We start from the raw sequence: 20,844 nt of genomic DNA on the forward strand, positions 1-20,844 counted from the left end.
CTCCTCTTTCCTCGTGTGGCGGTGGTCCGTGGCGTGCGTACCGTCTGTGGTGGTGACGGGGGCGTGCTCGGCGCGGCGCGGAGGCGCGGTGCCCGTCATGGGACGAGTCCGACGAGCCGGTCGGCGTCGGCGTGGACGGGCGTGTAGTCCAGCAGCAGGGCGGTGGGGCCACGGGTGTAGAGGCCGGTCTCCCGGTATCGGAAGCCGGGGCTGTAGCGGACCTGGTCGAGCAACGGGAGCAGCAGGGCGGCGACGGTCTCGATCTCGGCGCGGGCGAAGGCCGCGCCGACGCAGCTGTGGAGCCCGCTGCCGAAGGCCAGGTGCTGGGCGGCGGCGGTGAAGGACCGGGCGGTGCCCAGGTCCGGACGGTGCAGGTCGAAGGTGTCCGGAGCGGTGAAGGCGGCGGGGTCGCGATTGGCCGCGCCGATCATGCAGAAGAGGGTGGCGCCGGCCGGGACGACGGTGCCGGCGAACTCGGTGTCCCGCGCGGCCTGCCGGGGGACGAGTTGGACGGGCGGGGTGTAGCGCAGCGTCTCGGCGATCGCGGCGGGCAGCAGGGCGCGGTCCCGGCGGACCTCGGCCAGCTGCTCGGGGTGGTCGATCAGGTGCTTGAGGAGGAGGCCGAGGGTCTTGTCCGCCGGTTCGACGGCGGCCAGCAGCACGTTGATGATCAGTGCGGTGACGTCGCGGGCGCTCATGGCGATGCCGTCGAACTCGGCCGTGCACAGTGCGGATATCAGGTCCTCGCCGGGGTGGCGGCGCCGCTGCTCGACGACCGGGACGAGGTAGTCCTCCAACTCCCGGGCGAGGGCGACGCATTGCTCGCGGCGCTCGGCCCTGAGGGCGATGCCGGTGACGAACTCGCCGACCCCGCCGAGCCAGGTGGCGACCTGCCGCCAGTCCTCCTTGTCCAGCCCGAGGACGTCCAGCGTCACCCGGACGGCGAAGGGCTTGCCGAAGTCGTTGACGAGGTCCATCCGCCCGAGGGGGAGCAGGGGTGCGACCAGCTCGGCGGCGTTGGCGCGGATCGCTCGTATCTGCTCCTCCAGCGCCGGCCCGGTGAAGCTCCGGACGACGATCTTCCGCTTCGCCGTGTGCTCCGCCCCCGTCATCTGGGCGAGGACCGGCCCGCGCATCACCGGCTCGGCCCGCACCTGGAGATTCTCGGTGGTGAACGCCTCGTGGTCGGTCAGCACCCGTTGGACGTCCCGGTGGCGCGAGAGGAAGTAGCCGTCGGCCGCCTGCTCGTAGCGCACCGGCGAGTGCTCCCGCAGCCACCCGAAGTACCGCTGGGGCGCGGCGGCGAAGTCCTCGGACAGGATGCTGAAGCGCGGGTCGACCATGGCGGGGCGGACCTCTCGGAGAGCGCGGGCGCACGAGGAGCGCCGGGTGACGGGGGCTTCGGTGACGGTGACGTGGCGGGTGAGCGGCCGACTTCGCCCTCAGGCGGGGGCCGAGCGGCGGCGGGGTCTCCGGCGACTGGGGCCGCGGGGCACGGCGAGAAGCCGAGGTGCCCCGCCCGCGGGTGGGTGGCGGAACGCGGATCCGTGCACCGTGTCCGGGCGGGCGAGTTCGACTCTCCGCGCCGTGACCGAGACGGCAACTCGCGTTCTGGGCAACGTCGTATCGGTTCCTGCCTCGGGACGGCGGAGGTGATCCGACGTCAGGGCGGCCCCACAGTGACCCGCCCGTGAATTTGACGTGCGCACTATAACCTGAAGATCGACTGATCAGAGCCGTCCTGATCCGAGCACCGGGCCGTTCGTCCCGGGACAATCGCCGCCCCCGGCCGGTGGCCAGAGCGAAGTCCATCGAGGCCGCCTCGCCGAGGGGTTCGGCGCAGCCCGAGCACGGACGGCGCCTCGGTGATCGCCAGTTCCTGCACGCCGGCCTCCCTTCGTCGACGGGGTCACACCGCTAACCCCGCGGACCGGACTGCGGACACCGGACGAGGCCGACGGTGTGTCAGGCGATCGATGCCGGCCGGACCGGAGGTCCCCTCCCCCCGGCCCGACGCCGCCGCGCCGCCTACGGTTCGAGGGCCGCCCTGGCCCCGCTGTCGTGCGTGACGGGGGTGCGCGCCGTGCCGCCGATCGCCACCACCGCGTACACGCCCGGCGCGGCACGGCCCCCCGCGGGTTCGGCGCCGAGCGCCTGCCGCTCCCAGCCGCCCAGGAGGGCATCGACGGCGGCCGGGGTGCGGGGGTGCCACGGCAGGTCGGCCTGCGCCCAGCGGGCGGCCACGCGTGCGGCGCGGCCCGGGTCGAAGGTGTCCGCGGTGCGGTGGCTCAGCACGAGCACGCTGCCGACGGGCAGTTCCCGGTGCAACGCGGCGAGCAGGGAACGGGCCTGCGGGTCGCTCAGCTCGTGCAGGACGTCGCCGAGCACGGCCGCCACGGGGCGTTCCCAGTCCAGGCCCGCGCGCTCCCGCACTGTCGCGAGCACCGCGCCGGGCGCGGCGAGGTCGGCCCGCAGCTGTCGGATCCGGGCCGGTGCCGGGGCGTCGAGCAGCGCCCGGGCGTGTGCCATGACGACCGGGTCGTGGTCCAGGTAGACGACCCGAGCGCCCGGCCGCGCGGCCAGGACCGAGCTGTGGATCGGGGCGAGCGCGGAGCCGGGCGCACCGGTCGTCAGACCGCAGCCCAGGTCCAGGAACTGCTCCAGGCCGCGCTCGGCGAGGAGACCGACGGCGTGGTGGAGGAACTCCCTGCCACGCCGGACCGGGTCCACGCAACCCGCGTCCTCGGACAGCAGGAGGTTGAGCAGCTCCCGGTCCGCGGCGAAGTGGTCCTTGCCCGAGAGCATCAGGCTCGCCAGACGGGCGGACGCGGGCCGGCCCGGCCGCAGGTCGTCCCGGGGATCCGCCCGCGGCCACGGCGCGCCGATGGCGAGGGCGGACACGGCGGGGTCCTGGACGTGGGCCGGGCCCGGGGTGCCGCGCGGGGCCAGGGGCCGGCCCGCGTGCCGCACGGTGTGGGCGGTGTAGCGGCGGGAACTCCACGGCCGGGGGCTCATACCCGCTCCGCCGGTACGGAGCGCGCGGGGGCGGTCGGCAGGCCGTCCGGGTGGGGCTCGCCGGTGTCCTCGCACATGCCCGGTCGGTCCCGGCCCGGCCCGGGGGGACCGGCGCTGCCCTGGACGGCGAAGCCGCCCGGTTCGTCGACGGCGGGGCAGCTGGGTCTGGGGTTGCGGATCACATGGTCTCCGGAAGGGCGGGCCCGGTAGATGGGCGGCGGACACGTTGGCAGGGCAGTGATGGGGGCTCGTCTGTACGGTGGCGGTTCCTCGCGGCCGCCTATCGGCACCTCGGGCGGGTGGTCCGGTGTTCGAGGGCTTCGCGGGTCGCCGGGCCGTAGAGGATCCGGGTGCGTTCCTCGCCGCGGATCTCTGCTTTCCCTTGAAAGCTCGTCAGGGCGGCCGCGGTGGACTCGTCGAAGCGTCCTTGGGCCGGCGGGGAGTCCGGTTGGTTGCAGCCGGCTTCGAGCAGGAGGCGTTGCATCTCCAGGACGCGCTGCCCCCGGTCGCCGAGCCGCAGCGTCCCGGGCGGGGCGGAGCCGGTCGACGCGGAGCCGGTCGACGCGGCCGAAGCCGCGGGCACGGCCGAGGCAGCGGGGGAGGCCATGCCGGCGGGGGAGGACACGGCGGTCGGGGACCCGGCCGGGCTCGGCAGCGGCGGCCCGGAGGACGCCGGTGCGTCCGTCGGTACCGCGCCCGTCGGCCTGGCACTCGTCGGCACGGCGCTCGTCCGCCCGGCGCCCGTCGGCACGGCGCTCGGCCGGGCGGAAGGGTCGGCGGTGGCGTCCTCGGTCGCCGCCGGGGTCGGTGGTGAGGCGGCCCGGTCGGTGTGGTCGGTCGGCGCGTTCGCCAGAGTCAGACCGACGGCGAGCGTCACCGTTCCCATCCCGGCCGCCCACAGGGACGCCGTCCCGGGGATCCGGACCTGCCACGGTGTCGCGCTGCGGCGGTGGCGCCGCCGGCCGGACGGTACGGACCGCGTGGCGTCCTGCCGGGCGGTGATCACCGCCTGCGGTGCGCCGCGTCGCGCCCGTGACGTGGTGCGCCGCGTCCGCGTCGCGCCACGCGGCGTCGGCGGTTCGTCGCCCCCCGGCGGCGCCGGGGGCCGCTCCGGCGGATCGACGGGGATCGTGCCGTCCGGGTGGATCGGCTCCTGGGGTGTCGGGCCCCAGGGCCGGAGCAGGGCGCACCTCTGCAGCACGGTGACGTCCCAGTGGTGGACGGCCCGCAGCTCCGCCGCCGCCCGGGTGCAGGGGCGGCAGTCGGCCAGGTGGTTCGCCAGCTCCGGGGTGGCACCGCCGCCGGTGATCTCGTCGGCCAGCAGGACCGCCAGATGGCGACACCGGCGTTCCTGCGCAAGGGAGTTGTGGACCCGCAGGTAGGCGTTCAGCAGCTCCCGCCGCAGCTCGGCACCCGGGGTTCGCACGGGCTGACGCGTGGGCGCTCCCTCCGGTGCGAATGATGCGACCAGGCTGTGCCACACCTCCGTCACGGTGTGCTCGGCGAGTTGGTGGAGCGCGGGGAGGAGCAGCGATTCGGCCTCGGCTCCGCAGAGGGCCCGGACACAGCCGGCGGGCGTGTCGCCGCCGCGTTGGCGCAGCCAGTGGAGGAAGTGGGGTGACAGCGCGGCGTGCCGCCCGCTGTCGGCCCACTGGGCGGCCAACCGGCGGGCTTCGTGCAGGAGACAGGTGATCCAGGTGGTGCGTGGAGGGTTCTGGTCGCAGAAGACGTCGAGCGTGCGGTTGAAGGTCTCCACCATGAGCACATGGGCGTCCTGCCGATTCCCGCACAGGACGCGGGCGTAGGCGAGGGTCGTCTGACCGTGCCTGCGCATCAGTTCCTCGGCCGCCTCCCGCCGGGTGACCTCCCGGGTGAGGAGGTCGCAGAGGGCGGAGTCGGGCAGGGCGGCGGCGGGGGAGGTAGGCATGAGGGTCCTTGGGGAGTCGGTGGTCGGCGGCGCGGGCGCCGGGCCGGTGGGGCCCGCTCCCGCACGCGCTCGGACCTCAGCGGCCGCGCGGGAGGCTGTCTCCGTGCCGCCGGCTTCCGGTCGCCGGGCACGACCGCTCTGCTGACCTCGACCGCTCTCCCGGTCACGACCCGTCCCCGGCGCGGGGCCGGTTCGGTGCCCGCAGCCCGGGGATGCGGCCGGCGGGACCTCACGGGCGCTCGCCCGACGGAGCACCGCCCCGAACGGCGCCTCGGGCGCCGGGACACACACACCGCCAGGAGCGCGGGGCGCGCGAGGTCGGTGATCCGGCCCCCGGTACGGGGTCGCATGAGCTGGGGCGCATCGAGCTGCTCCACATCCGATCGGCTGCTCTGGAAAGGAGTGGGCCGTCGGCACCGGCGCCCGACGCGTTACTCGATCGTGACCGGCCCTTCCTCGGCCGCCGAACGGGCTCGTCCCGCAGGTGCTGGGTCGAGGGTGGGGTACGGGCTCACCACGCGTGCGGGTGACGCGCGGCCGCTTCCAGCGGAGACAGGCCGTCGACCGAGACCAGCTCGTCCAGCCGCTCGACCCCGTCGTTGCCGAGGCCGGACGCCACCGATCACTCCGCGCCGACATCCGCGCGACGGGCAGGTCGCGTCCGGAGCCAGTAGGAGCGGGCCGCGACGGTCAGCGCGAGGCCGTAGACGGCGAAGGCGACCAGCCCGATCCAGCCGACCAGCAGCGCGTCGCCCGAGGAGGGGAAGTCACCGGGCCGGATCGTCACCACGTCGGCCGCGGCCAGGGCCAGGTATCCGACTCCCGCCACGCCGTACGGGGCGAGCGTGGCGGCGCCGAGCAGAGCCGGGGCGAGCGGGAGCCAGCGCGGCACGCGCCGGCCGCGGAGGAACGGCAGCGGGCGGGGGAAGACCTGTCCCCACGGGCGGACCAGGCCCCAGAGGAGGAAGACGCCGAGCGCGGCCAGGAGTGCGGTGGGGTCCAGGCCGCAGGACTCCAGGGTGAGGAAGACGCCCGAGGCGCCGTTCCGCTCCGAGATCGCGAGCGTCTCCGCACCGGTGAGTCCCGCGAACGTCCCGCCGGACGCCCAGACCAGCCTCATCGCCGCGTACGGGAGGAAGGCCAGTGTCCCGGCCCAGGCGGCGAGTTGGACTGCCCGCGGCGCAGCGGTCGGCGCCCGCACAGCGGTACCGCCGGTACTGCCGATTCCGGTGGTACCGGTGGCTTCGCCGGCCCGGTCGGAGCGGGCCGTGGCCGCGAGCAGGCCCGCTCCGACGGCTGCCAGGGCCTTGTTCGCCGCGGCGGCCGGGTGGTCCACGCCCTGACCGAACAGCAGCGTGATCACATCCATCAGCAGGCTGAACGCGGTGATTCCCGCCAGCCCGCAGGTCACCAGGAGCAGGACCCGTAGCGCGGGCCGCAGTCCGTACCGCACCACCGCTCCGCTCGCCGTCGTCGCCAGCGCCCCTGTCGCCACGACCGCCCAACTCAGCGCGGCGGCGGCCGAGTCACCGCCGCGAGGGAGTAGAGAGGTCCCGCCCAGCGCACACGTCAGGCCGAAGGCGGCGTACAGCACCCCCCACAGCAGGGTGGCCCGGGCCACCCAACCCGGCCACCGTTGCCACCGGGCGCTCGGGAGCGTCCTCATCGTCCGTTCGGCACTCGTCATGTTCCCCACGGTGCACCGTCCGTGGCGGTGCGCCGTCAACCGCCGGAACGATCTCCCTCCCCCTGCCGGGTGAGTGCCCCCGGGGTCCCGGGTGCGCGCCGCGGGCACACCCGAAACCCCAGGGGCACTCGGGCGGCCGTCGACCTGGGCGGCGACACGGACACCGTCGCCGCGGTGACCGGCGGGCTCGCGGGCGCCCGCTACGGGCTGGACGCCGTGGAGAAGGCGCCGCGGGGGCCGAACTCGAACGGGGCTCCGAGCGCGTCACCCACCGCCGAGCCGACGACCGTGCCGGTGACCCGCTGAATCCGTTTCATCCCGTTCCCTGGCTGCTGAGGATCTCGGTTGTCCCGGTTCACAGCCAGGCCACCAGGTGCGGCAAGCCGTTCTCGGGGTCGTCCGTGGCGGGGGCGGTCGGGGGCAGGTCGGCCAGCTTGACCGGGACGGCGTCCGGCACCAGGTCGACCCGGTGGATGGACTCGGTCCCGTCGGCGGCGGACAGGTAGGCGAGCGCCTTGCCGTCGGGGGAGAGCACCGCTCCCGAGACGAAGCGCTTCTCGGGCGGGAGCAGTGCGTCCACGCCCTCGACCCGGCTGAAGTCGGCTGCGAACCCGACGCGGTAGAGGTTGTCGCGTGTCCCGCAGAGCAGATGGCCGCCGTCGAGCCAGAGTCTGGGAACGCAGCCGCTGGGTACGCCCGCCGAACCCGGCACGACCTGGTGGCCCGGTTCGGCGGGCGTCCCGAGCAGCAGCGGCTCGACGACGCCAAGGGTGCTTCCGGTGACCTGGTCGCCGCGCCACAGCACCGCGTTCTGCTGGGTGTACCCGGCCGCTACCGTGCCGCCGGGGGCGACCGAGACTCCCTCGGGCTTGGTGCCGAACGGGCGTGCCGGCCACGGGCGGTCGCCGTCCAGGGCGAAATCCTCGCCGGGGGCCGTGCCCCGGGGCGCGGGCTCGGCGCCGCGTACGGCGAGGTCACGGCTGGTCAGCTTCCGGCCTGCGGTCTCGTACCAGAGGACGGAGGTGCCCTCCTGGAACAGCGGTCGGCGATCCTCGCCCGGCCCGTCGGCCGGCGCGGTGGAGGCTGCCCGTCCGCCGGGCAGGGTGAAGGCGGCCGCCCGCTTCATCGCCCCCGAGCTCGGTGCCACGGTGCCGGCGATCAGCGAGAAGTCGGCGTTGAACGCCTGCCGGTCGGCGGTCGCCGAGACGGCGGTGGTCAGGGTCGGGTCGCAGAGCGTGGCACTGGTGGCCAGGTCCGGCAGAGTGGCGACCCGGCGGGCTTCCTCCCTGCCGTTGGTGGCCGCGTGGGCGGTGACGGTCACCACGTGCACCTTGCCGTCCGCCGTGGTCGGCGACGGCGCGGCCCACCGCTCGCAGCGGGCGACCACCAGCCGGCCGGGCCCCGCGAGCGACGGCCCGGCCGGCGTCGGCGCTGCCTCCGCCGGTCCGCTGCCTCCGACGGGACTCGTACAGCCGCTCAACGCCAGGAAGGTCGCGGCGAGCAGGGCCGCCGCCCGGCCGCGGCCGAGGGCGGGTGGGCGCAGGGTCACGGTTCTCCTCGATGGTACGGCCGGTACGCTCGCCGACCGGGCCCGGGCGCCGATCGGTGCGGGCCGCCGATCGGTACGGACCGCTCGAACCGGTGCGATCACCGGACGATACTCCATCCGCGCGGGTGGCCTGACGGCCCATCCGCTCGCCCGGGGACCCAGGTCCGTGCGGTCCGACAGCCGGGAGTGTCGGTGGTGGGGGCTAGGTTCGGGGGGGTGAGCGACTACTACGACCTGTTCCTGGCTGTGGATCTCCCGGCAGACCTCCCGGCGTCGGTCGTCCAGGAGGTGAGATGGCTCCTGGGTCAGGCCGACCGGGCACCGGCGACGCATGCTGCCGTCGACCGGGAGGACTCCGGCCACGAGCCGTGGCCGGTCTTCGACGGCGGATCGGCGAGCCACTCGTTCGCCGGTGCGGACACCGCGTTGCTGGTCCGTGCCGTCGATCGGGCGGATCCCGAGGGGAGCGTCCCCTGGGCGCTCACCCTTCGCACCGGCGTTCACGAGGACGGGTTCGGGGTGGTGATGGAGGCGGTGGAGTGGCTCCTCCGGAAGGCGACCGGCGTCGGATGGGTGGGGTTCGTCCGCAGTTCGGCCTCGGAGGGCATCCGTCATGTGATCCGCCGGCAGGACGGGTTCGATCTGGTGGACGTCCGTTCGGCCGGTACGCGGGCCCAGGTCTCCTGGTCCTAGGGCGACGGCCTGTCCGGACATTTCCGCGGTCGTGTCACGGTCGGCCCGCTCACCCCGTCACGGGCAGGCACTCGGCGAGCAGGCCGACGATGTCGCGCCAGGCCCGCCGCGCGTGCCGCGGGTGGTGGCCGACGCCGGGGACCACGCTCTGGTCGACCGGTGGGTGGTGGAAGGCGTGCAGCGCCCCGCCGTAGACCACCAGGCGCCAGTCGACGCCGGCGGCCTGCATCTCGGCGGCGAAGGCGTCCCGTTGCCCGGCGGCCATGATCGGGTCCTCCGAGCCGACCCCGGCCCACACGGGGCAACGGATCCGCGCGGCCTCGCCCGGGCGGCCCGTGGTCAGTGCGTTGACCGTTCCGATCGCCCGCAGGTCGACACCGTCGCGCCCGAGTTCCAGCGCGATCGCGCCGCCGGTTCCGTAGCCGATGGCGGCGATCCGGTCGGGGTCGGTCCGAGGTTCGGCGCGCAGCACATCGAGGGCCGCGTGGCCGATGCCCCGCATCCGGCCGGGGTCGGCGAGCAGCGGCATCACGCGGGCCAGCATCTCCTGCGGGTCGGTGAACCAGTGTCCGCCGCCGTGGAGGTCGAAGGCGAGTGCCACGTAGCCCAGTTCGGCGAGGGCGTCGGCCCGGCGGCGCTGGAAGTCGTTCAGGCCCGGCCCCTCGGGGCCGATCAGGACGGCGGGCCGGCGGTCGACCCCGGCGGGAAGCGCGAGGTGCCCGGCCATCGTCAGGCCGTCGGCGGGATAGGGGACCGTGCGTGTGGTGACCATCGTCATGAGATCGGACTGTACGGATCGTCGCTCCGGACCGGGGCGGACTTTCCCCACAGCGAAACGGAGCAGGTGCGGGCCCCGCCGCCCCCGTCCACCCTGCGGCGAAAATCCTCTCCGACCCCCGATGGCCGAAACTACACTTCACCGCATGCCATATGACAATGTGACACTGCGCCCCGTGGCCGAGAGCGAGCTGGGCACCCTGGAGGAACTGGTCCAGAACCCGGAGGCGGTCGGGACGTTCCAGTGGTTCGGCTGGACCGACCCCGGGTCCTGGCGGCGGCGGTGGGCCGAGAACCGGCTGCTGGGCGACGACCGCGGACAGCTGGCCGTCGCGGCCGGCGGCGAGTTCCACGGGTTCGTGGGTTGGCGGCGAGTGGACGTCGTGCCGCGCTCGTACTACTGGAGCATGGGTATCCAGCTGCTCCCCGGATCGCGAGGGCGGGGCATCGGGACACGGGCCCAGATCCTGCTGGTGGACTACCTGTTCGCGTACTCGCCGGTCGCGCGGGTGGAGGCCGACACCGAGACGGAGAACTTCGCCGAGCAACGCGCGCTGGAGAAGGCCGGGTTCACCCAGGAGGGCGTGCTGCGCAACGTGGTGTTCCGCGACGGGCAGTGGCGCGACAGCATCCGCTACAGCGTGCTGCGGGACGAGGCGGCCGCCCGCCGGACCTCCGCCGAATCGTAGGCGGCGGGCGGGTGGCCGGGTGGGTGGCCAACTGACGGAGCGCCCGGCCCCGGGGCCCACTCCCGGGGCCGGGGTGCCCGATGTGTGGAATACCGGTCGACCGGCCGCCGGCCCCTTCCTTCCTCCCGCCAGGGCACCGGACGCGTCGGCGGGCGCGGGTGCCGGGCGCGGGCGCGGGTGCCGGGCGCGGGCAACGGCGGCGACGCCTCGGGGCTCCCGGCATGACACCGGAGCGTACGGAAACCCAGGGGCGGCAGGACCTGCTGGCCGCTCCCGAGGCGGCGGCGGTCGCGCCACGCGGGCGCGAGGCGGTGCGCGAAGCCGTCCCCGAGGCGGCCGAGGAGGTCGACGTGCCGGCCCGGATGCTCAGCTTCACCTCCGCGCGGGACGCACAAGGGGTCGTTCGCCGCTCTGGTCCTCCACGCCGAGCACGTGGACCTGATGTTCGGCGAGGGCGTCGCCCTGGCCCCGCTCGACCCGGGCGGACTGCTGGACGGCACGGGCAAGCGGGCCGCCGCATCAAGCTCCGTACCGAGGCGGACGCCGGGGACCCACGTGTCCCGGAGCTGCTGGTGGCCGCCGCCGAGCGGTGCCGGGCCGGGTCCGGTACGGAACGGACCGATGGGCGGCCTGCGCACGGCGGGCGCGAACCCGGCCGCGCTGCGAAGGCTTCGAAGTCCGCGGAAAGAACTTCGCGAAGGGATGTCGAGAACCCGCGTCCGGCTCCGTCCCGGGGGTGAAGACGGCCACAATGGGCCGTACCTCACCAAGGAGAACATCATGGCCAAGTACCTGCTGCTCAAGCACTACCGGGGCGCGCCGGCGGCGGTCAACGACGTGCCGATGGACCAGTGGGAGCCGGAGGAGGTGACGGCCCACGTGCAGTACATGCGTGACTTCGCCGCCCGGCTGGAGGGCACCGGCGAGTTCGTCGACAGCCAGGCGCTCTCCCCGGAGGGCACGTTCGTCCGCTACGACGGCGAGGGGCGGCCGCCGGTCACCGACGGTCCGTTCGCGGAGACCAAGGACCTGATCGCCGGCTGGATGGTGATCGACGTGGAGACCTACGAGCGCGCGGTCGAGCTGGCCGGCGAGCTGTCGGCGGCCCCGGGCGCGGGGGGCAAGCCCATCCACGAGTGGCTTGAGGTGCGCCCGTTCTACGGCGAGAAGTGCACGGCCACCGAGTGAACGAAGCACTGCTCCGGGCCCTGGTGCCCGCGGTGATCGGTGTCCTCGTCCGTCGCGGAGCGGACTTCGCGGCGGCCGAGGACGCCGTACAGGAGGCCCTGGTCGAGGCCGTGCGCAGGTGGCCGGACGACCCGCCGCGCGACCCGAAGGGCTGGCTGGTCACGGTGGCCTGGCGCAAGTACCTCGACGCCGTCCGGGCCGACACCTCCCGGCGGCGGCGCGAGGACCTGGTCGAGGCCGAGCCCGTGCCCGACCGGGGCGAGGCGGTGGACGACACGCTCCAGCTGTACTTCCTGTGCGCGCACCCGTCCCTGACGCCGGGCTCCGCCGTCGCGCTCACTCTGCGCGCGGTCGGCGGCCTGACCACGCGGCAGATCGCGCAGGCCTACCTCGTGCCGGAGGCGACCATGGCCCAGCGGATCAGCCGGGCCAAGCGGACCGTTTCCGGCGTCCGCTTCGACCGGCCCGGTGACGTCGCCACCGTGCTGCGGGTGCTCTACCTGGTCTTCAACGAGGGGTACTCCGGGGACGTCGACCTCGCGGCCGAGGCGATCCGGCTGACCCGCCAACTGGCGGCCGGCACCGACCACGTGGAGGTCGCGGGCCTGTTGGCGCTGATGCTGCTCCACCACGCCCGGCGCCCGGCCCGGACGAGCCCGGACGGCAGGCTCGTGCCGCTCGCCGAGCAGGACCGCGGCCTGTGGGACACCCGGCTGATCACCGAGGGCGTCGACGTGCTCCAGGCCGCCCTCGCCCGCGACCGCCTGGGCGAGTTCCAGGCCCAGGCGGCCGTCGCCGCGCTCCACGCCGACGCCCGGACCACCGAGGAGACCGACTGGGTGCAGATCGTCGAGTGGTACGACGAGCTGGTACGGCTCACCGACAGCCCGGTGGCACGCCTCAACCGGGCCGTCGCGGTGGGCGAGGCCGACGGCGCCCGGGCGGGGCTGGCCGCCCTGGCGGAGCTCGACCCCGCCCTGCCGCGGTACACCGCCGTCGCGGCGTACCTCCACGAGCGCGACGGTGATCCGGCGACCGCGGCACGGCTCTACGCCCAGGCCGCCCGGTCGGCACCCACCCTCCCCGAACGCGACCACCTCACCCGGCAGGCCGCCCGGCTCAACGCGCAGCTGCGCCGGTGACGCGGCGGGCCCGCGCCGGTCGTAGCGGTCCTCCGTCGGCAGCCGTTCGACGACCTCGACGTCGAACGGCTGCCGGGGGTCGCGCCAGTGCCGGCCGTCCGGGCTGTGCACGGAGACCTCCCCGCCGAACAGCGGGCCCGTCCGCACGGCGGGGGAGATCCGGACGGGAGTGATCACGGTCGCGCCGCTCTTCCGGTAGCCCGGGCCCGAGGGTGCGGCCCCGACCCTCCGGTAGCCCGGGGCCGAAGGCGCGGCGCAGGCGGCGCTTGTCCAGGGACACCTTGCACGTCCGGGGGAGAGAACGGCGGGCACGGCGTCCTCACCCACCTCGGCGTCGACACCATCCAGCGCAAGTGGTCACGCTTCCTGCCACCAGCCGTGCGTTGTCAGCCTTCCTGGCGCCCGTCACCGCCGCACAGCCGGTGCAGGGCTACGCGGCTCTCGTCGTCCGCGCCGCGGTAGACCAGAAGCCGGAGCTCTGGGTCCTCCAGCGGGAGCAGGACCTCGAAGTCGACGGCGATCGTCCCGACGGCCGGGTGCCGCAGCAGCTTGCGACCGCGGCCGTTGACGCGGACCTCCCGCTCTGCCCAGAGCCGGGCGAAGTCCTCGTCCTGGGCGGTGAATTCGGCGATCAGCCCGGCCAGTGCCCGGTCCTGCGGGTGGGCGGCCCAGGCCGCGCGCAGATGGGCGACACCGTCCCGCAGCACCTGCTCCCGGTCGGCGTAGAAGCCGCGCATCGGCGGGTGCAGCAGGCAGAGCCACATCGCGTTCCGCCGCTCCGGCGGAACGGCGTCGAACTCCGGTAGCAGCCGGGCCATTTCGTGGTTCCAGGCCAGCAGGTCGTAGCGGTGGTCCATCAGCATGGCGGGCAGCGGGGAGAGGCCGTCGACCAGGCGGGCCGGCGACGGCGCCGGGCCGGCGGCTGCCCCGCCACCGGTGCCGCCGGGGCGGCGCCGTCCGGCCAGGTCGAAGAGGTAGTCGCGTTCGCCGGGTGCCAGCCGCAGGGCCCGGGCCAGCGCCGCCAGCACCTCCGCAGAGGGTCGAAGCCCCCGGCCCTGCTCCAGCCGGACCACGTAGTCGGTGCTGACTCCGGCCAGCTCGGCGACCTCCTCGCGGCGCAGTCCGGGCGTTCGCCGGGTCCGCCGGTGCACGGGCAGGCCCAGTCGGTCCGGGTCCAGCCGTTCGCGCCTGCTGCGCAGGAAGGCGGCCAGTTCCTCGGTGGTGTCCATGGTGCGGGTCGTCATGACCGGTCCAACCGCCAGGGTGGGACCGGTCTTCCCAGGAAAGTCCCTCCCTTATCCGGGACCCGCCGTCGCTACAGACTCGGTCCCGGCAAGGGAACACGAACACACGCGAACACAGGAGAACCCGATGGCACTGGCCCTCGACGACTACCGGCTGCTGGGCCGCTCGGGACTGCGGGTCTCACCGCTGGCCCTGGGCACCGCGACCTTCGGCACCGAATGGGGATGGGGCGCGGAACGGGCCGAGGCCCGCAAGCTGTTCGACCGCTACGTCGGGCTCGGCGGCAACCTCCTCGACACCGCCGACACCTACACCGACGGCAGCTCCGAGCGCCTGCTGGGCGAGTTCGCCCATGAGGAGCGCGAACGCCTGGTGCTGGCGACCAAGTACTCGACACTGCGCCGCCCCGGCGACCCGAACTCCGGGGGCGGGCACCGCAAGGCGCTGTTCGGCTCGGTGGAGGGCAGCCTGCGGCGGCTCGGCACCGACTACCTCGACCTGCTGTACCTGCACGTCTGGGACTTCCGGACCTCGGTGGAGGAGGTGCTGCGCGGCCTGGACGACCTGGTCCGGCAGGGCAAGGTGCTGTACGTGGCGATCTCCAACACCCCGGCCTGGCAGGTGTCCCGGATGCAGGCGATCGCGAACCTGCGCGGCTGGTCGCCGCTGGTCGCGCTGCAGCTCGAGTACAGCCTGATCGAACGCACCGCGGAGCGCGACCTGATCCCGATGGCCCGGGAGCTGGGCCTGGGCGTGGTGCCGTACTCGCCGCTGGGCGGCGGGGTGCTCAGCGGCAAGTACGGCCGGGACGACGTGGGCGCGACGGGCGCCGGCCCCGACGGGAGCACCCGCCGGAGCCACAACCTCGCCCTGGGCACCCTCACCGAACGCAGCCTCGGCGTGGCCGGGGTGGTCCGGGAGGTGGCCGACGAGCTGGGGCACACTCCGGCCCAGGTGGCGCTGGCCTGGACGCTGCGGAAGCCGGGCGTGACGAGCACGCTGCTCGGCGCCCGCACCTGCGCCCAGTTGGAGGACAACCTGGGCGCCCTGGCGGTCGAGCTGACGGACGTCCAGCTGGCCCGGCTCGACGCGGCGGGCGCGATCGCCCTCGGCCAGCCGCACGAGCTGCTGGTGAGCGAGCCCATCCGCCGGGTGACCACGGGCGGCCTGCGGATCGAGAGCCGCCGCTGACCCGGCCGCCGGCGGCGGGAGCCGGAGTCCGGAGCCGCGGTCGGTTCACCGTCCGGGCGAGCCACGTCCGGATCGCTTCCGCGTCGGCGACGGTCGGACCGGTTCCCACTCTCGTGACCAGGTTCCAACCAGCGCGTCACGGCTCAGGAACCATGGATCGGCTGTGTGGATCTTGGTGACCACCAGTTCGCGCACGGGACAGATATCGCGCGTCGGTACAGGGCCCCATCCGGCGGCCCGAGCAGCTGACGTTTGATCACTCGAACAAACAATCGAATAATGGGTTCATGACCTCGGCCGTTCCGTTCTCCCGCCCCGTTCGCCCGCCCGCGCGGCCCGGCGATGCCGAGCGGGCGCCACGCGAGCTGATGACCCTGCCCGGAGCGTCCCGGGACGTGCGGCGGTGGCGGCTGGTGGAGATCCGGCTCGGCGGGGAGTGGCGCCCGGGGATGCTCACCGTGTGGCGGCGCCCGCCCGGCGCCGCCTGCTGGGTGGTCCATGTGCGCTGGGCGCCCGACACGGACAGCCCACAGCCCTGGGGGTGGTTCCTGTACACCGAGGAGACCGTCCGGCCGCTGCCCGAGCCGCAGGACGCGCCTCCACCGGCCGCGCCGTTCCTCGGTCGGTGGCGGGACGCGGTTGCGGTGCCCGCCGAGCTGGCCGGCACGCCCGCCGAGGACGGCGCCGACCGGTGCTGGCGCCTGGCCTGGGCGCGGGTCGGCGGCCACTGGCGCTCCTGCCTGGTCACCGCGCGTCGCCGCCCGGGCCCGGAGCTGCCCTGGATCGCGAACGTACGGTGGGGCGAGGACAAGGACACCGCCTGGCTGATCGCCGACCCCACCACCCTGCGGCCAGTCCCGCCGGGCCGATCGCCCGCTGCGGACGTCGACAGCGGTCCGGGTCCGGCAGCCCGGTGACCCCGGCCCCGCGCAGTGGTGCGAGGGGGTGGTGCCCGGCAGTGGAGGCAGCAGAGTCGGCCCCCGCCGGTCACCGTCCGGCCGGGCCCGCCGAACGGCCTCGGACCTCAGCCGTTGCGTGCCTCGGCCTCCTGCTGCAGCAGGCCCGCGATCCGGGCCAGGTCGTTGATCTCGTCGAGGAAGCCGTCGATGTCGGGCGTGGACGCGCCGTTCACGGCCAGGTAGAAGGTGTTCAGCCGGCCGTGGCCCGCGTCGAGGTAGCCGCCCAGGGTCTGGGCGCCGACGGCGAGCCGCTGGTTGAGCCCGTCCTCGCCGACCACGCTGCCGGGCTTGGCCCAGACCTTGCCCTTGCCGGGGCAGGTGGGGCAGCCGGCGCACGCGCCGGCCAGCGAGCCGTCCACGCCGAGGATCGGCAGCGCGTCGCGGAAGCGGGCGGCCTCCGGGGTGTTCTGCCAGTAGTTCACGATGTCGGTCTCGATCCTCGGGGTGACCCGGTCGACCGGGTTTCCGCCGCGGCCGTCGAGGAGCTGGGCCTGGGTCGGGTCGATCCCGGCCCCGCGCAGGAACTCGTTGAGGACGGGGAAGCCGTCCTCGCACTGGTGGCTGCCCGCGGTCACGGCCATCAGGCAGATGGCCAGGTTGGCGCCGAGGTTGTGGCTGACCTTGAGGATCAGCTTGGCGTACTTCGCGTAGACCGGGGACACGTAGGCGGCCACCCGCCGGGTGCCGTCGTAGGAGTCCGGCACCTTGTCGGTCGGGTTCGGCCCGGTCGGCGCGGCGGTGACCGTGACGCCCGCGCGGCCGAGCGCCTCGATCAGGGCGGTGCGCCCGAACGCGGCCGGGTCCTGCACCGGGGAGATCCGCAGGGTGGGCGGGGCGTCGGCCGCGATCGTGCCGGAGACGGTGATCCGGGTGCCGTCGGGGGAGGCGGAGACCGTCAGGTCGGTCGGACTGCCCGCCGCGACCGTCCGCACCGTCGACTCGACCTGGTAGGGCGCGACCTGGGGACGCCAGGTCAGCTGCGCGCTCTGGCCCGGGGCGGTCGGGGTGGTCAGCAGGTCGATGACGTTGTCGTTGACGATCAGCGGGGTGGGAGTCGGGTCCAGGCCGGGGAAGGAGCTGAAGAGCCGGGTGTCGACGGCGACGTCGCCGTCGATCCGGGTGAGTCCGGCATCACGCACCTGCCGGGCGATCAGGTCGAGCCCGGCCAGCGGGTCCTCGGGGGTGAGGGTCGCGCCGGGCACGTCGTTGGCGTAGGTGTGGTCGATCGGGGTGTAGGAGACCGAGCCGTCCGGCGCGGTGCGGCCACCCATGGTGAGGTCGCCCTGGCCGATCAGGACCAGGTTGCCGTCCAGGGCCGAACCGTTCTGCTGCCCGACGGCCTGCACGGGGGTGGTGAACTCGTGGTCGCCGCCCAGCGCGTGCCAGGCGCCCGAGACGCTGAGCAGCTTGGCCGTCGAGCCGGGGAGGAAGAACTGGTCGGGGAACTGGGAGTGGATGACCTCGCCGGTGATGCCGTCCCGCTCCAGCAGTCCCCACTGGGCGTGCTCGTAGCCGGGCTTGGCCATGATGGCCCGGATCTCGGCGCTCAGCTCGTCGCCGTGCGCGGCGGCCGGCGCGGCGGTGCCGAGCGTCAGCGCGGGGACCAGCACGGTCGCGAGGCTGGTGAGGAGGGCCGCGGCCCGGACGCGGCGACTTCTGGGGGTCGAACTCATGGATCCACCTGTTCTGGGCCGGGTACCGGCGCCGTCCTGACGGTCGGACATTCCGCGAGACATACCCGGGCGGTGGCCCCGGCCGCTGGGGCCGGAGCGCGGTTCACCCTCCCGCCACGCGTCCTGCCGTCACTCCGGGGTTCCGGCCGTCGGGTGGCGCCTTTCGATGAATTCCGATGGCTCCTTGACGGGCCAAGTCATTAGCTGCCATATTATCTGCATGACGAGGGACGGTAGCGACGGTGAGCAGCCCACGCTGGAGCAGGCCGGATGGCAGCTGCGGCACTACGGGCTGGCGGTCGATCCGCAGGCGGTGCTGGTCGCCGTGCGACTGATCTCCGCGGGCGCGAGAGTCGGCCGGGCGGCCGAGGCGCACTTCGCCCGGTTCGGGCTCTCGACGGGCCGCTACCGCCTGCTCTCCGACCTCGAAGGTCACGGGGGGGAGAAGTCCCCATCCCAGCTGGCGGCCGATCTCGACGTCTCCAGGGCCACGGTCACCGGCCTGCTCGACGGACTCGAACGCGAGGGCCTGGTCGCCAGGCGCCCGTCCACCGAGGACGGGCGCGGCACGGTGGCGGTCCTGACCGCGCGCGGTGCGCAGCGCCTTCGCGACATGGCGCCCGAGCACTTCGGGCGACTGGAGGCGATGGTGGGCGGGCTCACCGTCGAGGAGCGCACGGTGTTCCTGGACCTGCTCTCCCGCGTCGTGCGCGGCAGTTCGGCCCTGACGGCCGACTGACTGCGGACCACCCTGGCCGTGGGCCGGCCCGGGCTCCCGTCCCGTGGACGGGAGCCCTTTTCACGGAGTAGTAATTAGCCGACTAATTACCTGACCGGGGTGGGACCGCCCGGCTGCCCGGTCGAACCCTTTCGCCTATCGGAACCCGAACGAGAAGAAGAGGCCGACATGCCCGCAACGAAGGACCGAACCGCCCCGAGCCGCGCGGCCGCGCGGCCGTTCGTCCTGTGGCGCGAGGTGCTGACCGCCTACGCCGCTCCCGCGTTGATGGCCGGTACCGCGGGGGTGGTCACCGGTCAGGCGGACCTCACGGTGGCGGCCGTCACCTCCATCGCCGGCACCTCCGCCGTGGTGGCGTTCCTGGTCGGCGCCTGGCTGCGGCACGGCGGGCGGCCACGGCGCTGGACCCTCGCCCTGCCGCGGCTCGTGGTGACCGTGCTGCTCGTCGTCGCGACCGCCGGCGTGGCGGCGGGGCTGGGGTGGTTCGTCGCCGCATGGCTGCCGGCGCACACCGCGCTTCCCGCCGCCCCCTGGCTGCGGCGGCTGCGCGTCGACCTGCCCGTCTCCGCCGTCCTCGCCACCACCATCGTCACCCTGCGCTGGCGCAGCACCGTCGCGAAGCCCCGGCCGTAACCCCGGCCGTAACCCCGGCCGTAACCCCGGCCGTAACCCCGGCCGTAACCCCGGCCGTAACCCCGGCCGTAACCCCGGCCGTGGCCCCGGCTCCGGCCGTCACTGAACCCGGCGGCACCCGCCGCCGCGGAAGACACCAGGTATGTGAGGACACCCGATGATCGTTGTCATGGGAGCGACCGGAACCACCGGAACCGCCCTGCTCCACAGCCTCCGCGCACTCGACGTACCCGTGCGCGCCCTCACCCGCACCCCGCAGCGGCCGCTCCCCGGCACCGCCGGCCCGCGGCACGACCGGCTCGTCGAGGTCCGGTACGCCGACGCCGACGACCCCGACTCGCTGCGCGCCGCCTTCGAGGGCGCCGACCAGCTCTTCCTCGCCATGGCCAACAGCCCCGCGCAGGTCGCGCTCGAAACCCGCGTCATCGACATCGCCGTGGTCAGCGGCATCGGACACGTCGTCAAGGTCTCCGCCCCGGCGGCCGAGCCGGACTCGCCCGTCGCGATATCCCGCGGACATCACGCCGTCGAGGCACACCTGCGCGCCTCCGGGCTCACCGGCACCGTCCTGCGGCCCTACGCGTTCATGCAGAACCTCCTGCGCCTGGCGCCCGCCGTGGCCGAGGGGGTCGTCCTCGGCGCGATGGGGGAGGCGCCCTGCAACTACGTCGACAGCCGCGACATCGGCGACGTCGCGGCCGCCGTGCTCACCCGCCGCCACCTCGCGGGCGGCACCTACACCCTGACCGGACCGGAGGCCGTCTCCCATCCCGACCTCGCCGCCCGGCTCAGCGCGGTGACCGGCCGCCTGATCCGGTACGTCGACCTCGCCGCCGACGAGATGCGCGACGACCTCGTCCACCGGGCCGGCATGCCCGACTGGCTCGCCGACCACGTCGTGGAGATCCAGCGACTGGCCGTCGCCCGCCCCGAGACACCCACCAGCACCGTCGCCGACGTCCTCGGCCGCTCGCCCCGCACCCTCGACGCCTTCCTGACCGAACACCGGCACCACTTCGACCGGTAGCCCGCCGGCGGCGCCCGCCCCGGCTCCGCAGCGGTCGCGCCCCGGGGGCCCGACCGCTGCGGACGCTGTGGGTGGATGGCTGGCCCTGGCCGTGATGACGGTCTTCGCCACCCCTAGCCAGCGCCGGCGGTCCCCCGGGGGGAGCCGGGGGGTGGGGCCACCGGGCTCCGCTCGGCGAGGTGGGCGTCCATGGTGGCGTTCAGAGCGGTGATGAACTGCTCGAACTGTTGCAGGAGTTGTGGCGGGTAGGGGGCCATCGCGGCGTCGAGGCGGTGGGCGAGCGGGCCGAAGAACTCGTCCGCCCGCTCCTGGATGTGCGGGCCGCCGCGCAGGGTGACGATGCGCCGGTCGGAGTGCTCGCGGGTGCGGGTGATGTGCCCGGCCGCTTCGAGGCGGTTGAGGAGCGCGGTGGTGGCTCCCGTGGACAGGGAGATGCGCTCGCTCAGCCGGGCCGGTGACAGCGGGGCCCCGCGTTCCTCGGCGGCGGCGATCTCCAGCACCGCGGTCGCGTCGGTGGAGTGCAGGCCCAGCCAGGCGGCGAAGCGCCGGCTGAGCTCGGCGTAGTGGCCGCCATGGATCCGCAGCCCCTCCATCAGCCGCTCGCGCCGCGCCGCGACACCGTCGCCCATCGCTTCCTCCACAGGCACTGCCACCTCGTCTCGCCCGCCGGGCGTCCAGGTGGGCGGCCCGCCTTTGACAACCTACCTCCA

Annotated in this window: 19 protein-coding genes and 2 pseudogenes; 10 read left to right on the forward strand and 11 right to left on the reverse strand. The window is 74.5% G+C overall.

Going from position 1 to position 20,844, the window contains the following annotated elements; genetic code table 11:
• Positions 1-95: 95 nt before the first annotated feature.
• From ACZ34W_RS25585 to ACZ34W_RS25605, 5 genes are all read right to left on the reverse strand, one after another.
• A complete protein-coding gene (locus ACZ34W_RS25585) occupies positions 96-1,343 on the reverse strand; it encodes a cytochrome P450 (RefSeq protein WP_465607388.1) in 1,248 nt (415 codons plus the stop codon).
• Between the two features lie 685 nt (positions 1,344-2,028).
• Positions 2,029-3,015 carry an SAM-dependent methyltransferase gene (locus tag ACZ34W_RS25590; protein ID WP_465607390.1) on the reverse strand — a complete coding sequence of 329 codons (987 nt, stop codon included), beginning with the start codon at positions 3,013-3,015 and terminating at the stop codon, positions 2,029-2,031.
• The gene (locus tag ACZ34W_RS25595) at positions 3,012-3,197 is read right to left on the reverse strand and encodes a hypothetical protein (RefSeq protein WP_465607392.1); all 186 of its coding nucleotides are present in this window, start codon (positions 3,195-3,197) and stop codon (positions 3,012-3,014) included. The genes ACZ34W_RS25590 and ACZ34W_RS25595 overlap by 4 nt, the downstream gene beginning before the upstream one ends.
• Positions 3,198-3,295: 98 nt before the next feature.
• The gene (locus tag ACZ34W_RS25600) at positions 3,296-4,942 is read right to left on the reverse strand and encodes a peptidoglycan-binding protein (RefSeq protein WP_465607394.1); all 1,647 of its coding nucleotides are present in this window, start codon (positions 4,940-4,942) and stop codon (positions 3,296-3,298) included.
• 622 nt (positions 4,943-5,564) lie between these two features.
• Complete coding sequence (locus ACZ34W_RS25605) at positions 5,565-6,629, reverse strand: hypothetical protein (protein ID WP_465607396.1); 1,065 nt, start codon at positions 6,627-6,629, stop codon at positions 5,565-5,567.
• A 60-nt stretch (positions 6,630-6,689) separates the two neighbouring features.
• On the opposite strand from ACZ34W_RS25605, the pseudogene ACZ34W_RS25610 reads away from it, so the two are divergent.
• Positions 6,690-6,848 (forward strand): annotated as a pseudogene (locus tag ACZ34W_RS25610) (ADP-ribosylglycohydrolase family protein); the annotation flags it as partial.
• On the opposite strand, the pseudogene ACZ34W_RS25615 reads toward ACZ34W_RS25610, so the two are convergent.
• Together ACZ34W_RS25615 and ACZ34W_RS25620 are read right to left on the reverse strand one after the other, a co-directional pair.
• Positions 6,848-6,946: pseudogene (locus ACZ34W_RS25615) on the reverse strand (ADP-ribosylglycohydrolase family protein); the annotation flags it as partial. The pseudogenes ACZ34W_RS25610 and ACZ34W_RS25615 sit on opposite strands and share 1 nt — an antisense overlap.
• Positions 6,947-6,984: 38 nt before the next feature.
• Positions 6,985-8,178 (reverse strand): hypothetical protein, encoded by a 1,194-nt coding sequence (locus ACZ34W_RS25620; RefSeq protein WP_465607397.1) that lies wholly within the window; start codon positions 8,176-8,178, stop codon positions 6,985-6,987.
• Positions 8,179-8,394: 216 nt separating this feature from the next.
• Here ACZ34W_RS25620 and ACZ34W_RS25625 point away from each other — a divergent pair, with 216 nt between their 5' ends.
• Entirely contained in the window at positions 8,395-8,871 is a 477-nt protein-coding gene (locus ACZ34W_RS25625; RefSeq protein WP_465607399.1) for a hypothetical protein, read from the forward strand.
• Between the two features lie 49 nt (positions 8,872-8,920).
• Here ACZ34W_RS25625 and ACZ34W_RS25630 read toward each other — a convergent pair whose 3' ends face one another.
• Positions 8,921-9,649 (reverse strand): dienelactone hydrolase family protein, encoded by a 729-nt coding sequence (locus tag ACZ34W_RS25630; RefSeq protein ID WP_465607401.1) that lies wholly within the window; start codon positions 9,647-9,649, stop codon positions 8,921-8,923.
• Between the two features lie 145 nt (positions 9,650-9,794).
• On the opposite strand from ACZ34W_RS25630, the gene ACZ34W_RS25635 reads away from it, so the two are divergent.
• From ACZ34W_RS25635 to ACZ34W_RS25645, 3 genes are all read left to right on the forward strand, one after another.
• Positions 9,795-10,337 carry a GNAT family N-acetyltransferase gene (locus tag ACZ34W_RS25635; protein ID WP_329485372.1) on the forward strand — a complete coding sequence of 181 codons (543 nt, stop codon included), beginning with the start codon at positions 9,795-9,797 and terminating at the stop codon, positions 10,335-10,337.
• Between the two features lie 780 nt (positions 10,338-11,117).
• Complete coding sequence (locus tag ACZ34W_RS25640) at positions 11,118-11,525, forward strand: YciI family protein (protein WP_329485370.1); 408 nt, start codon at positions 11,118-11,120, stop codon at positions 11,523-11,525.
• The gene (locus ACZ34W_RS25645) at positions 11,522-12,667 is read left to right on the forward strand and encodes an RNA polymerase sigma factor (protein WP_329485369.1); all 1,146 of its coding nucleotides are present in this window, start codon (positions 11,522-11,524) and stop codon (positions 12,665-12,667) included. The genes ACZ34W_RS25640 and ACZ34W_RS25645 overlap by 4 nt, the downstream gene beginning before the upstream one ends.
• 386 nt (positions 12,668-13,053) lie before the next feature.
• Here ACZ34W_RS25645 and ACZ34W_RS25650 read toward each other — a convergent pair whose 3' ends face one another.
• Complete coding sequence (locus ACZ34W_RS25650; protein WP_465607404.1) at positions 13,054-13,911, reverse strand: helix-turn-helix domain-containing protein; 858 nt, start codon at positions 13,909-13,911, stop codon at positions 13,054-13,056.
• A gap of 127 nt (positions 13,912-14,038) precedes the next feature.
• On the opposite strand from ACZ34W_RS25650, the gene ACZ34W_RS25655 reads away from it, so the two are divergent.
• Both ACZ34W_RS25655 and ACZ34W_RS25660 read left to right on the forward strand, forming a co-directional pair.
• The gene (locus tag ACZ34W_RS25655) at positions 14,039-15,103 is read left to right on the forward strand and encodes an aldo/keto reductase (RefSeq protein ID WP_465607406.1); all 1,065 of its coding nucleotides are present in this window, start codon (positions 14,039-14,041) and stop codon (positions 15,101-15,103) included.
• Positions 15,104-15,390: 287 nt separating this feature from the next.
• On the forward strand, positions 15,391-16,020 hold the full coding sequence (locus tag ACZ34W_RS25660; RefSeq protein ID WP_465607408.1) for a hypothetical protein: 630 nt from the start codon (positions 15,391-15,393) through the stop codon (positions 16,018-16,020).
• A 107-nt stretch (positions 16,021-16,127) separates the two neighbouring features.
• On the opposite strand, the gene dacB is transcribed toward ACZ34W_RS25660, so the two are convergent.
• Entirely contained in the window at positions 16,128-17,735 is a 1,608-nt protein-coding gene (gene dacB, locus ACZ34W_RS25665; RefSeq protein WP_465607410.1) for a D-alanyl-D-alanine carboxypeptidase/D-alanyl-D-alanine endopeptidase, read from the reverse strand.
• Between the two features lie 220 nt (positions 17,736-17,955).
• Here dacB and ACZ34W_RS25670 point away from each other — a divergent pair, with 220 nt between their 5' ends.
• From ACZ34W_RS25670 to ACZ34W_RS25680, 3 genes are all read left to right on the forward strand, one after another.
• Complete coding sequence (locus ACZ34W_RS25670) at positions 17,956-18,474, forward strand: MarR family winged helix-turn-helix transcriptional regulator (RefSeq protein WP_329485362.1); 519 nt, start codon at positions 17,956-17,958, stop codon at positions 18,472-18,474.
• Between the two features lie 168 nt (positions 18,475-18,642).
• Positions 18,643-19,107 (forward strand): hypothetical protein, encoded by a 465-nt coding sequence (locus tag ACZ34W_RS25675; protein WP_465607412.1) that lies wholly within the window; start codon positions 18,643-18,645, stop codon positions 19,105-19,107.
• A 169-nt stretch (positions 19,108-19,276) separates the two neighbouring features.
• Positions 19,277-20,134: an SDR family oxidoreductase gene (locus ACZ34W_RS25680; protein ID WP_465607414.1), complete on the forward strand. Its 858-nt coding sequence runs from the start codon at positions 19,277-19,279 to the stop codon at positions 20,132-20,134.
• 113 nt (positions 20,135-20,247) lie between these two features.
• Here ACZ34W_RS25680 and ACZ34W_RS25685 read toward each other — a convergent pair whose 3' ends face one another.
• Positions 20,248-20,763 (reverse strand): MarR family winged helix-turn-helix transcriptional regulator, encoded by a 516-nt coding sequence (locus ACZ34W_RS25685; RefSeq protein ID WP_329485359.1) that lies wholly within the window; start codon positions 20,761-20,763, stop codon positions 20,248-20,250.
• Positions 20,764-20,844: the final 81 nt, after the last annotated feature.

It is taken from the genome of Kitasatospora sp. NPDC022856 (assembly GCF_055561235.1).

What these genes read in the sequence shown, in the direction of transcription:
- ACZ34W_RS25585 (WP_465607388.1), bottom strand. Translation starts at nt 1,343, where the DNA reads ATGGTCGACCCGCGCTTCAGCATCCTGTCCGAGGACTTCGCCGCCGCG.
- ACZ34W_RS25675 (WP_465607412.1), top strand. Translation starts at nt 18,643, where the DNA reads ATGCCCGCAACGAAGGACCGAACCGCCCCGAGCCGCGCGGCCGCGCGG.
- ACZ34W_RS25605 (WP_465607396.1), bottom strand. Translation starts at nt 6,629, where the DNA reads ATGACGAGTGCCGAACGGACGATGAGGACGCTCCCGAGCGCCCGGTGG.
- dacB (WP_465607410.1), bottom strand. Translation starts at nt 17,735, where the DNA reads ATGAGTTCGACCCCCAGAAGTCGCCGCGTCCGGGCCGCGGCCCTCCTC.
- ACZ34W_RS25590 (WP_465607390.1), bottom strand. Translation starts at nt 3,015, where the DNA reads ATGAGCCCCCGGCCGTGGAGTTCCCGCCGCTACACCGCCCACACCGTG.
- ACZ34W_RS25685 (WP_329485359.1), bottom strand. Translation starts at nt 20,763, where the DNA reads ATGGGCGACGGTGTCGCGGCGCGGCGCGAGCGGCTGATGGAGGGGCTG.
- ACZ34W_RS25635 (WP_329485372.1), top strand. Translation starts at nt 9,795, where the DNA reads ATGCCATATGACAATGTGACACTGCGCCCCGTGGCCGAGAGCGAGCTG.
- ACZ34W_RS25630 (WP_465607401.1), bottom strand. Translation starts at nt 9,649, where the DNA reads ATGACGATGGTCACCACACGCACGGTCCCCTATCCCGCCGACGGCCTG.
- ACZ34W_RS25655 (WP_465607406.1), top strand. Translation starts at nt 14,039, where the DNA reads ATGGCACTGGCCCTCGACGACTACCGGCTGCTGGGCCGCTCGGGACTG.
- ACZ34W_RS25660 (WP_465607408.1), top strand. Translation starts at nt 15,391, where the DNA reads ATGACCTCGGCCGTTCCGTTCTCCCGCCCCGTTCGCCCGCCCGCGCGG.
- ACZ34W_RS25640 (WP_329485370.1), top strand. Translation starts at nt 11,118, where the DNA reads ATGGCCAAGTACCTGCTGCTCAAGCACTACCGGGGCGCGCCGGCGGCG.
- ACZ34W_RS25600 (WP_465607394.1), bottom strand. Translation starts at nt 4,942, where the DNA reads ATGCCTACCTCCCCCGCCGCCGCCCTGCCCGACTCCGCCCTCTGCGAC.
- ACZ34W_RS25650 (WP_465607404.1), bottom strand. Translation starts at nt 13,911, where the DNA reads ATGACGACCCGCACCATGGACACCACCGAGGAACTGGCCGCCTTCCTG.
- ACZ34W_RS25670 (WP_329485362.1), top strand. Translation starts at nt 17,956, where the DNA reads ATGACGAGGGACGGTAGCGACGGTGAGCAGCCCACGCTGGAGCAGGCC.
- ACZ34W_RS25680 (WP_465607414.1), top strand. Translation starts at nt 19,277, where the DNA reads ATGGGAGCGACCGGAACCACCGGAACCGCCCTGCTCCACAGCCTCCGC.